Source organism: Streptomyces sp. NBC_01268, from assembly GCF_036240795.1.
In the GTDB taxonomy this organism is placed as follows: domain Bacteria; phylum Actinomycetota; class Actinomycetes; order Streptomycetales; family Streptomycetaceae; genus Streptomyces.
In genome coordinates this window covers 8,190,830-8,204,246 of the sequence record NZ_CP108454.1, presented here as the reverse complement: position 1 = coordinate 8,204,246, position 13,417 = coordinate 8,190,830, and the positions used below count along the sequence as shown (strand labels likewise).

Sequence of the window (13,417 nt, the reverse complement as noted above, 5' to 3'; positions counted from 1 at the left end):
GCGCACGGTGTCGTCACCGTGCGCCTGCGGCGTTCGTGAATCAGTCGATGGTGTCGACGACTTCGCCGAGGTCGACGAACTTGAAGCCGGTGGCTTCGCGGTCGCCGTTGCCGGGGGTCTCCTGGCCGTCCTGGACGACGAGGAGGCCGTGGGGGTAGCGCGTGCCGAGCGGAGCGTTGAGCGCGGCAGCGCCGTCGCAGACCTCGGAGCCGTCGAGGGTGGCGGAGGCCGCGGCGATGCGGAAACCGCCCTCGTACTCGTTGTCCTCGTCACGCTCGCGGTCGTACGCGACGAAGGTGTCGTCGCCCTGGCTGGAGGCGAGGAGGTAGCCGTCGCCGTCCGGCTCGGACACGAGCGTCAGACCCTCGACGTCGGCGCTGAGGTGCGTGCCGCCGAAGCCGGGGTCGACGCCGGGCGTGCACTCCTCGGTCTCCTCGTCGTACGTGCCCGGTACGCCGTACTCGCGGACCTCGTCGACCAGGAGCGGCGTGCCGGTGAGGCCTGCGTCGACGCGCCAGATGCCGACGTCCTCCTGCCCCGCGTACAGCGTGCCGTCCGCCGGGTCGACGACCATGCCCTCGACCTGCGGCAGCTCACCCGGCTCGGCGCAGGGCGTCCAGGTGGTGCCGTTGGGCAGGCGGAAGGAGGAAGGCAGGTCGAGCGTGCGGACCTGTCGGTAGTCGACCGTGCCGGCCGGGGTGGAGATCAGCTCCAGCAGGGCGATCCGGGTGCGGTTGCGCTGGCTGACCAGGGCATAGGAGCGGCCGGTGGCGCGGTCGGTCCAGGTGGCCAGGCCGTACGCGGTCTGCTGCTCGTTGATCTCGGCCTGGTCGGCGGAGAACACGGGCCGCACTCCCGGGTCGGTGACGTCCGTGAGCGGGCCACCGGGCTTGTCGCGGTCGATGCGGTAGATCCGCAGCCGGTCGTTGCCGCGGTCGCTGACCACCGCGACGTCCGCGCGCACGCCCCTCAGGCGCAGCCCCTGCACCAGGTCGACGTTGTTGAAGCGACCGGGCTTGTCGTCGGCGCCGGGCCCGACCGGGGCGGGGATCGACTGCACCTGGCGCGCGTCCAGGTCGTAGACCCGCAGGCCACCCTGCTTGGCGGTCGCGATCACCAGGCTACGGCCCGGGGCGGCGGCGTTGCGCCAGATCGCCGGGTCGTCGGCGTTGGCGTTGCCGCCGGCCTCGTCGTCGAACAACGGCGCGGTCTCGGCCTTCGGCCGAACGCTGTCGATCCCGGAGGCCTGCGCCGGGAGGGCGAACGAGTTTGCCAGCGTCATGCAGAGAACGAGCGCGGAGGCACGAGCGGAGGCACGAGCTGCCAGACGTATCGTCATAGTTCTTCCTTGTGTGAGGAATTTGCTCTTATAAGGAAGACATTTACTGATACCCCTGTCATGTCCACGGCTGAACGGTGGACGGCGGTTGAACAGCTTGCGAAACCCGCTGGGCGAAGACCGGGCCACCCCTATCGGTGCCGGCGGGCTCCAGCATCGAGCGCGCCCGGCAGGGCCGCTCGATGCGGCCACGCCCCTGCTCCCTTCGTCCCCGCACACTTCACGCCGTTGGCTGCCGCGTGGTCCGTGACGCGGATCCGTCCTGGCCCCCCGCCGGCGCTTGGCCTGCCGATCGGACAAGGCGAATGGTCGGGGCACCTGGGGGTTTCCGCTCCGAGAGCCGTAGGCTCACAGCCGACGACGGGAGACCGGCATGTGGAAGCGGGCCCTCGACCGGGCCGGGGTGCGGGAACCGCGGCTGCGGCGGGACTACACCGAGCAGCGGCGGGCGGTACGGCGGTTCGCGGCGGCCGAGTACGCGGCGGCACGGCTCCTGCTTCCCACCGCGTTGCTGCCGCACGTCGTGGCGGCCGTCGCGTTCATGCACGACACCGACGACCGGATCGACCGCGGCACGCCGGACGAACGCGCGGCCGCGCTCGCCGAGTGGAACGGCCTCGTACGCAAGGCCCTCGCGGAAGGCGACTCCGCCCTGCCCGTCCTGCGTTGCCTGGCGCGCACGTCCGAGTGCCACCCGGACGTGCGCGCCCACGTCGACGGGTTCCTGCGGGGCTGCGAGCGCGAGGTCACGTGGCGGACCATCGCCGACGACGAGGAACTGGGCCAGTACGTGCGGGAGTACTCACTGCCCGCGCTGATGCTCACGGCCGGCCTCCTCGCGCCCGAGGACGCCTCCACCCAGACGTCGTTCATCGAACGCTGCCACCTGCTCATCCGCGCCATGCAGCGCATCGACTTCCTGGAGGACCTGTCGGAGGACGTGCCCGCGGGCCGCCACGGCGTCCCCGTCGACGCCGTGGCCCGCCACGGCGCGGACCTCACCCTGCCCGGCCCGGCACTCGGCCGGCTCGTCGAGGAGCAGGCCGACCGTGCCGCCGCCGACCTCACGGCCGCCACCCCGCTCCCGACCCTGGTGGCCCCGCCGTACCGCCCCTTCGTCCGCGCTCTGGTCGGCGTCCAACGCCTCCGCCTCGACGCCGTACGCCGCGCAGGCGCCTCCCTGGCGACCCGCACCTCGGGCCCTTCGGCACCGGCCGCCGTGCTTTTGCTGCTCGGACAGCTGGCAAGGCGGGTTCGGGGCTAGGTCGTGTCCGATGGGTCGCGTGAGCCGATCAGGGCCGTGGCCTGGGCAGTGTCTTCTGCTGCGGTTCAGGGCACGGGTCGGCCAGGGTGCGCCGGCGTGAACCGACGAATGCCCAGGGGGAACGGACAGCTCCGCTGCTGCCGGAGACCGGGGCGGCGGGTGGGCGGTGAGCCGACCGACCCGGACCGTCGTCAACGGTGGGCTGTACCGGAAGAAGCGGCCGGGAATTCCTTGGCGTGACCTGCCCGAACGCTGCGGGCGGGCCCGTGGACGTGGGGCAGGACTGTACTTCCCGGCTCGGGGAGGGATCAGGCGGCGAGGTGGGGCCGGCGCAGTTCTGCCTGGCCGAAGAGGAGCGCATAGCCGTCGGGCAGCTGGTTGAGGATGCGGGTAAGGAGGTCGGGGCCGGTAAGCCGGGTGACGACGGCCAGTACGGCTCCGGTGTCCCAGCGGGCGATGGCCGGGCTGGTGCCGCTGCGGGTGGCGATGTCCTTGACGAACTGCCAGCCGCCGAGCTGTTCGATGTCGGGGGTCTGGGCGGTCAGAGCGAGGGCGGCCTCGACGGGCAGGCTCTGCGCGAGGTCGACGCGTTCCTCCCCCACTAGCTGGCGTCCGAGAGCCGCAAGGACGGTGCGGACGGCTTCCTCGGCTCGTTCCCGGGTGGGGTAGGCGCCTTCGTAGCGCACGCGCTCCAGCATCTGCTCGAACGTCATGGCGGGCTGAGCCGGGTTCGGTCGAGGCTGGTCGTACATGGTGGTGCGGGTTCCTTTCTCGGTGATGGTCCGGTGAGGCGGTGCTCAGGCGGGCTCGGGGTGGCCGAAGAGGAGCTCGTAGCCGGGTGGGAGCTGGAGCAGGACCTCGTGCGCGAGGGTGTCTCCCGCCGCGTCGGCCACGGTGGACAGGACTGCGCCGACGTCCCACAGGGCCGTCTTCTCGGTGGCGCCGTCGATCCAGGCCGCCGTGGCGCGGACGAAGCGTTCCGGGGAGAGTGGTTCGGCGGCCGGCAGCGGGTTGAGAAGGATCAGGGCGTAGGTCTCGGGGAGGCAAGCGGCGAGTGCCGCTCGTACGGCTCCGACCAGGTGGGCGCCCAGCAGGGCCAGGACGACGCGGGCGACCCGTTCGGCTTCCCGCGGGGTCCGGTATTCGCCACGTTCCTGGACGTGCTCCAGGAACGCTTCCCGGCGCATCGACATCTCACGTCACCTCCGGGGCGGGGTGAAGGGGCGAGGCATGCGGAGGACGGGGCGCTGGAGGGGGTACATCAGGCTCCCCGTCCTCCGCGGCCGGCGCCGGCCTTGTCAGCCGGAGATCTCCTTGCGGCCGGATCCGCCGCCGATGGTGATCTTCCGCGGCTTGGCACGCTCGGCGATCGGGATACGCAGCGTGAGGACGCCGGCTTCGTAGTCCGCCTCGATGTGCTCGGTGTCGAGGGTGTCGGCCAGCATGACCTGGCGGGAGAAGACGCCGAGGGGCCGTTCGGAGAGCTCCATCTGCACGCCGCCGGACGTGTGCGTGGGCCGGCGTTCGGCCTTGACGGTGAGCATGTTGCGCTCGACGTCGATGTCGATGGCCTCGGTGCTCACGCCGGGGAGGTCGAAGACGATCACGTACGCGTCCCCGTCGCGGTACGCGTCCATCGGCATCACGGACGGCTTCGACCACGTCCCCGACGCGCCGGAGATCTGCTGAATGATCCGGTCCATCTCGCGGAACGGGTCGGTGCGCATCAACATCGCGAAACACCTCCAGTTGGTTCAGGCAGAGACTGCCAATGCGCTTCAACGTGCTTCCGTTGTAGCATGTCATCGAAACGATGACAACTTGCGACGTCATCTGGAGGATGACAGATCACGGAGACCGACATGCCCGAGCCTCAAGAGCCGACCATGCCCGTCACGTTCCTCGCCGCCGCGGCCGCACTGGAGACCATCAACCAGGCCGTCCAGGACGCACAGCGCCCCCAAGGGCGGACCCCGGCCGTCACGCCGGAACCCGGCCAGGGCCCTCACCCGGCCTTGGCGGCACTGTTGATGCTGCGCGAGGTCCGCGAGCAGCTCACACAGTGGGAGACCGGCCTGATCGAAACCGCCCGTGACCAGGGCGCCAGCTGGGCCGACCTCGCGGGCCCCCTCGGGGTCTCCAGCCGTCAGGCCGCGGAACGCCGCTACCTGCGCCTGCGCCCCGGCAAGGCCGGGAGCACCGGAGAGGAGCGCGTCCAGGCCACCCGCGACACCCGCGCCGCCGACCGCAGTGTCAACGCCTGGGCCCGTGACAACGCAGCCGACCTGCGCCGCCTCGCCGGCCAGATCACCGCCCTCACCAGCCTGCCCACCACCGCCGAGAGCGCCATCAGCGACCTGAACCTGGCCCTCGCGGACGACGACGCCGCCCGCCTCCTCCGCCCCCTGACCAACAGCCGCGCCCACCTGCGCCCCCAGGACGCCGAGCTCACCGACCGCATCGACGCCGTGACCCAGCACACCGACAAGCTCCGGCGCGACACCCGCGATCAGCGCAGCACATGACCTGCGGGGGGCCTGACTGCGCGCCCGGCGGCGGGTGGCCGACGCGCCACTGGCGGGCGGGCGGGCGCGGGTAGCGATCGAGTTCACCAGACGATGACACCGCCGCGTTCGGCTTTGGCCCGCACGGAAGCGGCGACGATGTTGTCGAGGCATCGCGCGACGTACTCCGTGCCGTAGCCGCTGACTTCGCCAAGGTGATCGACGTGCGGGCGCAGCGCTTCGCACTCGGCCAGGAAGGCGTCGATGTCCCCCGGCTCGACCTTGAGGTCGCTGCCGTCGAGCCGGGGAAGGAAGCGGGCCCCCAGCGCCCGCACCGCTTCAGAGCCCCACAGCTTGCTGCGCGACCTCTCGAACCCGGCCATGGTCCTGCTGTAGTCGTCGTCGGGATCGTCCAGAAGGGTCCACTCGCCGTTGGGTTCGTACACGTAGGTATCCACGTTGAGGCTCACGGGCTGATTCTCCGCCGGCGGAGTACGGCTCATCGGCCCAGGTGCGTACGAGGGCGCGTACTCACCCGTCGTCCTCGGCCTCGGCCATGTCGTACTCGTCGACGCCCAGCTCCGCGCCAGTGGCATGGAGGAAGTCCAGGAGTCCGCGGTCCAGGTGCCAACCGAAGAGGTTGGGGGTGTCAGCAGCGCCAGGCCGGGCTTGGTCGGGGTCATTGAAGTAGCGCACGACGTTGAGCACTGCACCGCCGCCAGTGCCGGCCAGATGTCTGCTGAGGTCGGCGATGCGGTTCGTGTGGGGTCGGAGTCTGTCGACGATGTGGGTGATCTGCGCGTCGACGCGCAGGCCCGGGTCCCGGCATACGACCATCCACGCGTGGTCGACGGGGATCACGGCCGGTTCGGTGGTCCGGCTGCCTCGAACGGCTAGTTCGTCGGGAGCGATCCCCAGGTGCGAGGTCATGGCGTCTGCCGACATGTGCCGGCTGAACAGGGCGAAGTAGGCGTACTGGTGAAGGGGCATCCCGTGGAGGGTAGCCGCGCGAGGAGCCGACCGGTCGTGATCACGCGTGCCTCGATGGTCGACGGCCTCGGCTCGTCCAGGACGTCCACGCCGCGTCCGAGCAGGAGAACGCCGTCGCGCAGGCACGTGACGCGGCGGGACGGCCCCGTCCCGGCGGAGTTCGCCGGGACGGGGCCGTCCCCTGTGCACGGGACCCGCGCCACGCGGGACGCGGCAGGGTCAGAACTGGAGCGACCAGGCGTTGATGTAGCCGGTGTCGTTGGTCCAGTTGTCGGTGGCTCGGAGCTTCCAGGAGCCGTCGGCGGACTCGCCGGAGGCGTTGACGGTGAAGGTGCCCTGGATGTTGTCGGCGCCGTCGCTCGAGTTGTAGTCCTTGAGGAGGAAGGCGGTGCCGTCCGGGGCGACCAGTTCCAGCTTCACGTCGCCGCGGTAGGTGTGGCGGATGTCGACGGCGACGGCGAGGTTCGAGGGGGCGTTGCCGGTGACTCCGGTGACCGTGAGGGGCGAGTCGACGGTGGCGTTGTCGCGGATCTGGTAGTCGTCGGTGCTCTCGAACTTCTTGCCGGTGGGCGGCGGGGTGGTGCCGCCGGTGCCGGTGTAGAGCAGCTTGTTGGGCGAGCCGGTGCGGGCGTCGGTGACCTTGTCGGACGTGGCGTCGGCGGACAGCTTGTCGCGGACCTGGGCCGGGGTCCAGGTCGGGTTGGCGGCGAGGATCAGGGCGGCGGCGCCCGCGACGTGGGGTGCGGCCATGGAGGTGCCGCTCATCGTCTGGGAGCCGGTGTCACCCGAGTTGGACGTGGAGACGATGCTGTCGCCGGGGGCGAAGATGTCCAGGCAGGAGCCGTAGTTGGAGCCCTGGCCGTTGGACCAGCCGGTGGCTCGGGCGTCGCGGCTGTTGGTGGCGCCGACCGTGATGGCCGTCGGCGTGGAGGACGGGGAGTAGGAGCACGAGTCGGCGTTGTTGTTGCCTGCCGCGACGACCCAGGTGACGCCGGAGGCTATGGAGGCCGCGACCGCGTCGTTCACCGACTGGGTCTTTCCGCCGCCGATGCTCATGTTGGCCACGGCCGGCTTGACCGCGTTCTTGGTGACCCAGTCGATGCCCGCCAGGACCGGGGCCCATGTGTCGCCCGAGGTGCCCTGACAGTTCAGCACGCGGACGCCGACCAGCTTGACGCCCTTGGCCACGCCGTAGGAGCCGCCTCCGACGGTGCCCGCGACGTGGGTGCCGTGCCCCTGACAGTCGGAGGCGTTGGCGTCGTTGTCGATGAAGTCGTAGCCGCTGACCGCGCGGTTGCCGAAGTCGCGGTGGCTCATGCGGATGCCGGTGTCCACGATGTACGCGTTCACGTTGGAGGCGGTGGTCCCGTAGGTGTAACTCTTGTCCACGGGAAGGTCGCGCTGGTCGACGCGGTCCAGGCCCCACGAGGGCGGCGAGGGCTGGGTGTCGACGGCGTACGCGACGCCGTCGGCCTCCACACGGGCCACGGTGGGATCGGCGGCCAGTTCCTGGGCCTCGCTCTCCGCCATCCGGACGGCGAAGCCGCGCAGGGCGTTGGTGTAGGTGTAGCGCAGACTGCCCGCGTGCCGCTCCGTCAGGGCCCGTGCGGAGGCGGGCACGTCGGCCGAGGCGACCGAGTCCTTGAAGGTGACGATGTAGGAGCCTTCGACCGCGCCGGGGCGGTCCGCGCCGACGATGCGGTCTTCCCCGCCGCCCGGCGGCGCGGGAGCGGCGGTGGCCGCGGCGGTCGCGCCGGTCGCGGACGCCACGGCGAGCAAGGCGGCACTGGTACTGATGGCGAGCAGGCGCCGGAGGGCGCGAGCGTCGATCTCCATGACTGCTTCCTTCGTGGGAGGTGTCCGGACCTGGCTCGATGTCCGGAGGGCGGCATCCGTCACGCCGGTTTCTCCGGGCGCGCTCCGTCAGGGGTGGGGAGGGCGCGCCCGGAGGGTGGCGTCCGGTCCGCCGGGACGTCGATCCAGGTCGGGATCGTGACGGTCCGTCGGCCGAGGGCGGTCGTACGGGTGCCTCTGATGGCGGCGCCCGAGACGACGGGACGGGGTGACATGGCGTACGGAGCGGGCTCCGCGGCGCACTGATCCGGTCACGCCGTACGGCTGCGTGGGGTGCTGCCGCCCATCGCCTCCATCGGTTGGGGACCGTGGTGGACGGGTACGGCGCGACCGGACCGCCCAGAGCTTCGGTCACTCGGGAGGAGGCCGGCAATGCGTAGTGCTACCCAAAGAGTGGGGGCGGGCCCTCGCTGCCTGTCGTCCGGTCGCGACCGGCCGGGCCGGCTGAATTCCCTGGGTAGTCGCCCCCTATTGCGACGGCGGCGCTGGTGCGGGTAGACCACCTGCCGATGGACCCACCTGCCCGACGTAGACGGCCGCCATGCCCGCACGCCCACGCGCGGAGTCCGGTCCGTAGGGGCGTCCACGACGTGCGACGGAGCGACCGGGTGAGTGGCCGGGTGAGTGGCCGGAGAAAGGCGGAGCCGTGGAGAGACGTCCCTTCGAAGCCCGAGACGGCGAAATGCGTTCTGAGGGCGCCGGGTTCGTCGGCCGGGCCGAGGAGGCGCGGCGGCTTCGGGCGGCCCTTCGCGCGGGGCGGGGCGTCGTCGTCGTACGCGGGGAGGCCGGGGCGGGGACCTCGCGCCTCGTGGACGAGGTGCTCGGTGGGGCGGAGTTCGCGGAGTGGACGCAGCTGCGCGGGACCTGCCCGGACAGTGCGGAGCCGGTACCTCTCGAGGCCGTCGCCTCGGCCCTGGCCCAACTCCCCTACCGTCCCGGCCTGGCCGGCCGGATGCCGCCGATCGCCGGAGTCGTGGGGCTCGTCGTGCCCGAGCTGGCCGACCGGCTGCCGCACCCACCCGCGTCGGCCGCGGACCCGGAGATACGACGTGGACTGCTGCCCCGTGCCGTGGGCACGCTGCTCGCCTCGCTCGGTGACACCGTGCTGGTCCTGGAGCGGATCCACCTCGCCGAGCCCGCGACCCTCCGGCTCCTCGACCACCTGACGGACGCGATGCCCGCCGGGCTGCGGCTGGTCGTCACCGAGGACGCCGCACCCGCGCTGCCGGTCCTCGGTGTCCGCGTCCCGTCAGGAGGGCGATGCGAGGAGATCCGCGTACGCCCCTGGACGACGCAGGAGACGGAGCAGTTCGTCCGTCTGTGGGCAGGGGGGCACCCGCAGCTACGCTCGGACGAACTGCCGGAACTGCCGGAACTGGCGGGACTCGTGTACGAGCTGTCCGGCGGGCTGCCCGGGGCCGCAGGCGCTCTTCTCGACGCCGCCGGGGAGCTGCTGTCGGCGGGCGGGGCGGACGGCCCACGGGGGCTCGCGGCGCTCGCCGCCGTACAGGAGGCGGGAGTGCCCGGGCGCGTGGTCAGGGAGTTCGCCCGGCGGTGCGCACCGCTGGCGCAGGACGCGTGGCGGATCGTCGAAGCGGCGGCGGTCCTCGACCGGCCGGCTCCCGTCAGCGTTCTCGCCGAGGTGGCGCAGTGCCCGCCCGATCTGGCCGAAGCAGCGGTCGACGTGTGCGTACGGCGGTCGGTGCTGCGGGCCGACGGGTCGTCGCTCGCCTTCCGGCATCCGCTGGACCGCCGGGCCGCGCTGGCGCGGGTGCCGGGACCCCGGGCGGCACGGCTCGGCGTGCGCGCGGCCCGGGTCCTGCACCGCGCCGGGGACGGCCCGGTGCCCTTGGTCGACCTCGCCCGGCTGTACACGGCCGCCGGGCACGTCCGTGAAGGTCTGCGGTGCCTGGTGGTGGCCGCCGATCGCGCCGCCGCCACCGGCGACTACGCCACCGCCACCCGCCTGTACACCCGGGCGCTCGTCGAGGATCCGCGCGCCAAGGGACGGGTGCGCACCGCCGCGAAACTGGCCCGTACCGCCCAACTGGCGCGGACCGGCGCGCAGGTGGTCGCCGCCGTGCGCACGGTCCTCGACGAGGACGACCCGCCGCCGCGCCTGCGCGGCGAGATCCGCCTGCACCTGAGCGTGGTCCTGCGCAACCAGACCGGAGGGGCGCTGGACAGCCTCGAAGAGGTCGCTCGTGCCATCCCCGACCTGGAGGTGTCCGACCCGCAGACCGCCGCACGGGCGATGGCGGTCGCCGCCATCCCCTCCATCCAGGGCTGGCCCGTCGACCGGCACCGACACTGGCTGGACCGCGGCGAGACTCTCGCGGAGCAAGTCACCGATCCCGTCGCCCGGGCCGCCATCGCCGCCAACCGGGCCACCGCCCTGATGCTCGTGGGCGACCCGCGCGCCTGGCAGGCCGCGCAGGCGCTGTGCGGGCCGGCCGAGTCCGCGATGGCGGCCGCGCACCACGCCCGAGGCTGGACCAACCTGGCCCACGCGTCCAGCGCGCTCGGATACGGCACGCGGGCACGGGACTTCCTCGATCGGGCCGTCGCCGGGCTCGCCGACACCAGCAGCCCGTATCTGGAAGGGCTCGTCCGGACAGCCCGCCTGGTCCTCGCCTGGCACGGCGGCCACTGGGACGGTCTGCACGCGGCCGCCGACCACACGGCCCGGCTTTACCAGGAGATACCCGACCTGACCGCCGAGGCGACGCTGGTGCGCGGACTGATCTCGCTCCACGTGCTCGGCGACGTCCCCCGGGCCCGTCACGACCTCGCGGAGGCCGCCCGCACCACCTGCTACGACACGGGCTTCGTCCTCACCTCGTCGGCCGCCGCCACCGCCCGCGTGCATCTGGAGGCGGGGCGCCCCGGGCAGGCGTGCGAGGCCGTGGAGGACGTGCTGCGCCGGCTCGCCCATACCCAGGGCTGGGTGTGGGCGAGCGAGGTGGTGCCCGTGGCCGTGGAGGCACTCCACGGCAGCGGCCGTACGGCGCGCGCCCGGCGGCTCGTCGCCGACTTCGCGGCCGGGTCCGCGAACGGCGACGCGCCCGCCGCACAAGCGGCCCTGACCGTGTGCAGGGCACTCCTCGCGCAGGCCGTGGACCGGACGGGCGAGGCTGTCGGCCTGTTGACGGACGCGGAGGCGCAGTGGCGGTCGCTCGGCCGCCCCCTCGACGCCGCCCGCGCGGCGGAGGCCCGGGGGCGCTGCCTGCTCGGCCTCCACGGGGAGGCCGCGGCCCGGGACGTCCAGGACGTGGTCGAGGTGTACCAGACGCTGGGCGCCCGCTGGGACGTGGCCCGCTGCCGACGGCTGCTGCGCCGCCACGCCATCGTCACCACCCACCGCCGGGGCCGCCTCGGCTACGGCGACCGGTTGTCCCCGCGCGAGGAGGAGGTGGCCCTTCTCGTCGTCCAGGGCCGCGCCAACCGGGACATCGCCGAGAGCCTGGTGCTGTCCACCCGCACCGTGGAGCACCACGTGGCACGCATCATGCGGAAGCAGAACGCCTCGTCGAGGGGCGACATCGCGCTGCCGGAGGGGACGGAAGCGGCCCGGGCTCCGGCCGCCGCGCACCGGGCGGGACGGGGGGCGCCGGGGTGAGCGGGGCGCCGCGGACGTCGGGGTGACCGGGGATCGCGCTGCGGCCGAAACCGTGCTGGAAGCGGCCGGCCGGGACGATACTGGCAGAGGCAGCGTCCCACCACCGTGCCGGCTCCACCGCCGGCAGTGGCAGGCCGCGTCTTCGTCGATGCATCCGAGGGGAGCCGTTCATGACCACGGCGAAAGACCTGTTCATCATCGCCATGGACACCGGGCAGGAACCCGTCGTCGGGCAGGGAGACCTGTCTCTCGCGCTCGCGGGAGCCGAACTGATCGACCTCCTCGGCTCCGGGGACGTCACCCTGGACGGCGTCCGTGTCGTGCCCGGTACACCGTCGGCCCTCGACGACCGGCTCCTCGGCGAGGCGGCGGCGCGGCTCGCCCGGCAGACACCGTACGAGCGCGTCGAAGACTGGCTGTGGCGCCGCGGCGAGGGCCTCGCGGCCGTCTACCAGACCGCGATGGAGGGGGACGGTGAGCTGATCCCGGCGCGCAGCGGCCGCCTGTCGTTCGGTGCGCGACGCATGGAGCCGGTCGATACGCCGGCCCGCCACGGGGCGGTCGACCGCTGGGAGCGGAAGGAACCCGTCCTGGCGGCCCTCGCCTCGGTCGTGGGCCTCGGCGGCGGCCCGTCCGACGCCGCGCCGGGTCTCGACGACGACGCGGCCACGGTCGTGGTCGCCGCCGCGCACGACGCGGTCATGGAACTGGAGGCCGTACGCCAGCGCCGGACCATCGAGAACTCGGCCTTCGCCAACCTCTGGCGGGGGCCGTGAGGGGGCGCTGACCGGGTCTGGCTCAGCCTTGGCCGACTACTCCTCGGACGCGAAGCCGCCACCGAGGAACCCCTCTTCCTGCCGGGCATGGTCGACGCGGACGGCGAGGCTCGCTGTTCAGTCGGTTCACCGGCGAGGGACGCGCTGCGGTCACGCACGGCCATCTGGAGGCCATCGCCGTCCATGACGTCTTGGAACACCGCCGCGCCCCGTCATCGTCATGGAGTCGGTGCCCGACTGGTCCGCGGCCGGTCCCCGGCCACTGCGATCGCCGCCACGGCCGACTGCCCGTATGGCAGGGGCCGGAGATCAGCGCTGCCGTGCCCGACGCGCTCACCGCGAGGCCCATGCGGCGCGGATCGTCCACCGCGGCATCAAGCCGGACCACGGGCACCTGGCCCACCCAGGACCGGGTCATCCTGACGACTTCGGCGTCCCCCACTCGACGACGCCACGACCGAGATGAGCCCACGCACACGATCTCCGCCAGTGGGCACGCAACCGACCGCGGGCCTCCTGAGGCACTCTTCTGTGTGGCATGAGAGATCGACTTCACGCTCCAGCCAAAGGGTCCGCGCGCATTGGCTTTCGCGTTCTCGTTCGAGTGATCGGCGCCTGAACGTGTCCCGCACTCCGTATGCGCCGGGCAGTCTCGACCTTTCGGTTACGACCTCGAGGAGACCTCTGCATGACTCTCGACCCCTGGGGCACCATCCAGGCACTTGCCGACGCCTTCGACGCCACGGACACGGACAAGGGCATGACCCGGGAGGAACGGTGGACGTTGCAGGTCCTGAAGATCGGCGAGGAGTTCGGTGAGGCCGCCCAAGCGGTCATCGGCGTCAGGGGAACCAACCCACGGAAGGGAACTTCCCACACCTGGGAGGACGTTCACGACGAGGTCGCCGATGTCGTCATCACCGGCATGGTCGCCCTCGCCCGCATGCGCCCTGACGCCGCTTCGTTCCTCGCCGGCCAGCTGCAGGCCAAGTCTTCCAAGTTCCTGTCGGCCCGTCCTGCCGAGAGCAGCTCCTGAAGGAGGATGGCTCAGCACCGGATCGTGGACGGCCC

At 72.3% G+C, this 13,417-nt stretch carries 12 protein-coding genes; 5 read left to right on the top strand and 7 right to left on the bottom strand.

Translation table 11 applies throughout. From position 1 onward, the window contains the following. Nucleotides 1-40 precede the first annotated feature (40 nt). A complete protein-coding gene (locus tag OG309_RS36605; RefSeq protein WP_329427715.1) occupies nt 41-1,339 on the bottom strand; it encodes a phytase in 1,299 nt (432 codons plus the stop codon). 373 nt (nt 1,340-1,712) lie between these two features. Here OG309_RS36605 and OG309_RS36600 point away from each other — a divergent pair, with 373 nt between their 5' ends. After that, on the top strand, nt 1,713-2,603 hold the full coding sequence (locus OG309_RS36600) for a squalene/phytoene synthase family protein (protein ID WP_329427713.1): 891 nt from the start codon (nt 1,713-1,715) through the stop codon (nt 2,601-2,603). A gap of 308 nt (nt 2,604-2,911) precedes the next feature. On the opposite strand, the gene OG309_RS36590 is transcribed toward OG309_RS36600, so the two are convergent. The 3 genes from OG309_RS36590 to OG309_RS36580 form a co-directional block, all read right to left on the bottom strand. After that, nucleotides 2,912-3,355 (bottom strand): DUF2267 domain-containing protein, encoded by a 444-nt coding sequence (locus tag OG309_RS36590; protein WP_329427711.1) that lies wholly within the window; start codon nt 3,353-3,355, stop codon nt 2,912-2,914. A 45-nt stretch (nt 3,356-3,400) separates the two neighbouring features. Further along, a complete protein-coding gene (locus OG309_RS36585) occupies nt 3,401-3,796 on the bottom strand; it encodes a DUF2267 domain-containing protein (protein ID WP_329427709.1) in 396 nt (131 codons plus the stop codon). Between the two features lie 105 nt (nt 3,797-3,901). Continuing rightward, on the bottom strand, nt 3,902-4,336 hold the full coding sequence (locus OG309_RS36580) for an Hsp20/alpha crystallin family protein (protein WP_329427708.1): 435 nt from the start codon (nt 4,334-4,336) through the stop codon (nt 3,902-3,904). 129 nt (nt 4,337-4,465) lie between these two features. Between OG309_RS36580 and OG309_RS36575 the strand changes: the two genes are divergently transcribed. Further along, a complete protein-coding gene (locus OG309_RS36575) occupies nt 4,466-5,128 on the top strand; it encodes an HSP18 transcriptional regulator (protein ID WP_329427706.1) in 663 nt (220 codons plus the stop codon). Between the two features lie 83 nt (nt 5,129-5,211). On the opposite strand, the gene OG309_RS36570 is transcribed toward OG309_RS36575, so the two are convergent. From OG309_RS36570 to OG309_RS36560, 3 genes are all read right to left on the bottom strand, one after another. After that, nucleotides 5,212-5,577 (bottom strand): hypothetical protein, encoded by a 366-nt coding sequence (locus OG309_RS36570; RefSeq protein ID WP_329427704.1) that lies wholly within the window; start codon nt 5,575-5,577, stop codon nt 5,212-5,214. A gap of 61 nt (nt 5,578-5,638) precedes the next feature. Next, a complete protein-coding gene (locus OG309_RS36565) occupies nt 5,639-6,097 on the bottom strand; it encodes a DUF4279 domain-containing protein (RefSeq protein ID WP_329427702.1) in 459 nt (152 codons plus the stop codon). A 219-nt stretch (nt 6,098-6,316) separates the two neighbouring features. Further along, on the bottom strand, nt 6,317-7,933 hold the full coding sequence (locus OG309_RS36560; protein WP_329427700.1) for a S8 family peptidase: 1,617 nt from the start codon (nt 7,931-7,933) through the stop codon (nt 6,317-6,319). 700 nt (nt 7,934-8,633) lie between these two features. Between OG309_RS36560 and OG309_RS36555 the strand changes: the two genes are divergently transcribed. The 3 genes from OG309_RS36555 (at nt 8,634) to OG309_RS36545 (ending at nt 13,382) form a co-directional block, all read left to right on the top strand. Beyond that, complete coding sequence (locus tag OG309_RS36555) at nt 8,634-11,570, top strand: AAA family ATPase (RefSeq protein WP_329427698.1); 2,937 nt, start codon at nt 8,634-8,636, stop codon at nt 11,568-11,570. A gap of 170 nt (nt 11,571-11,740) precedes the next feature. Then, nucleotides 11,741-12,346, top strand: a complete 606-nt coding sequence (locus OG309_RS36550; RefSeq protein ID WP_329427697.1) for a GOLPH3/VPS74 family protein — start codon at nt 11,741-11,743, stop codon at nt 12,344-12,346. A gap of 688 nt (nt 12,347-13,034) precedes the next feature. Further along, nucleotides 13,035-13,382: a MazG-like family protein gene (locus OG309_RS36545; protein ID WP_329427695.1), complete on the top strand. Its 348-nt coding sequence runs from the start codon at nt 13,035-13,037 to the stop codon at nt 13,380-13,382. Nucleotides 13,383-13,417: the final 35 nt, after the last annotated feature.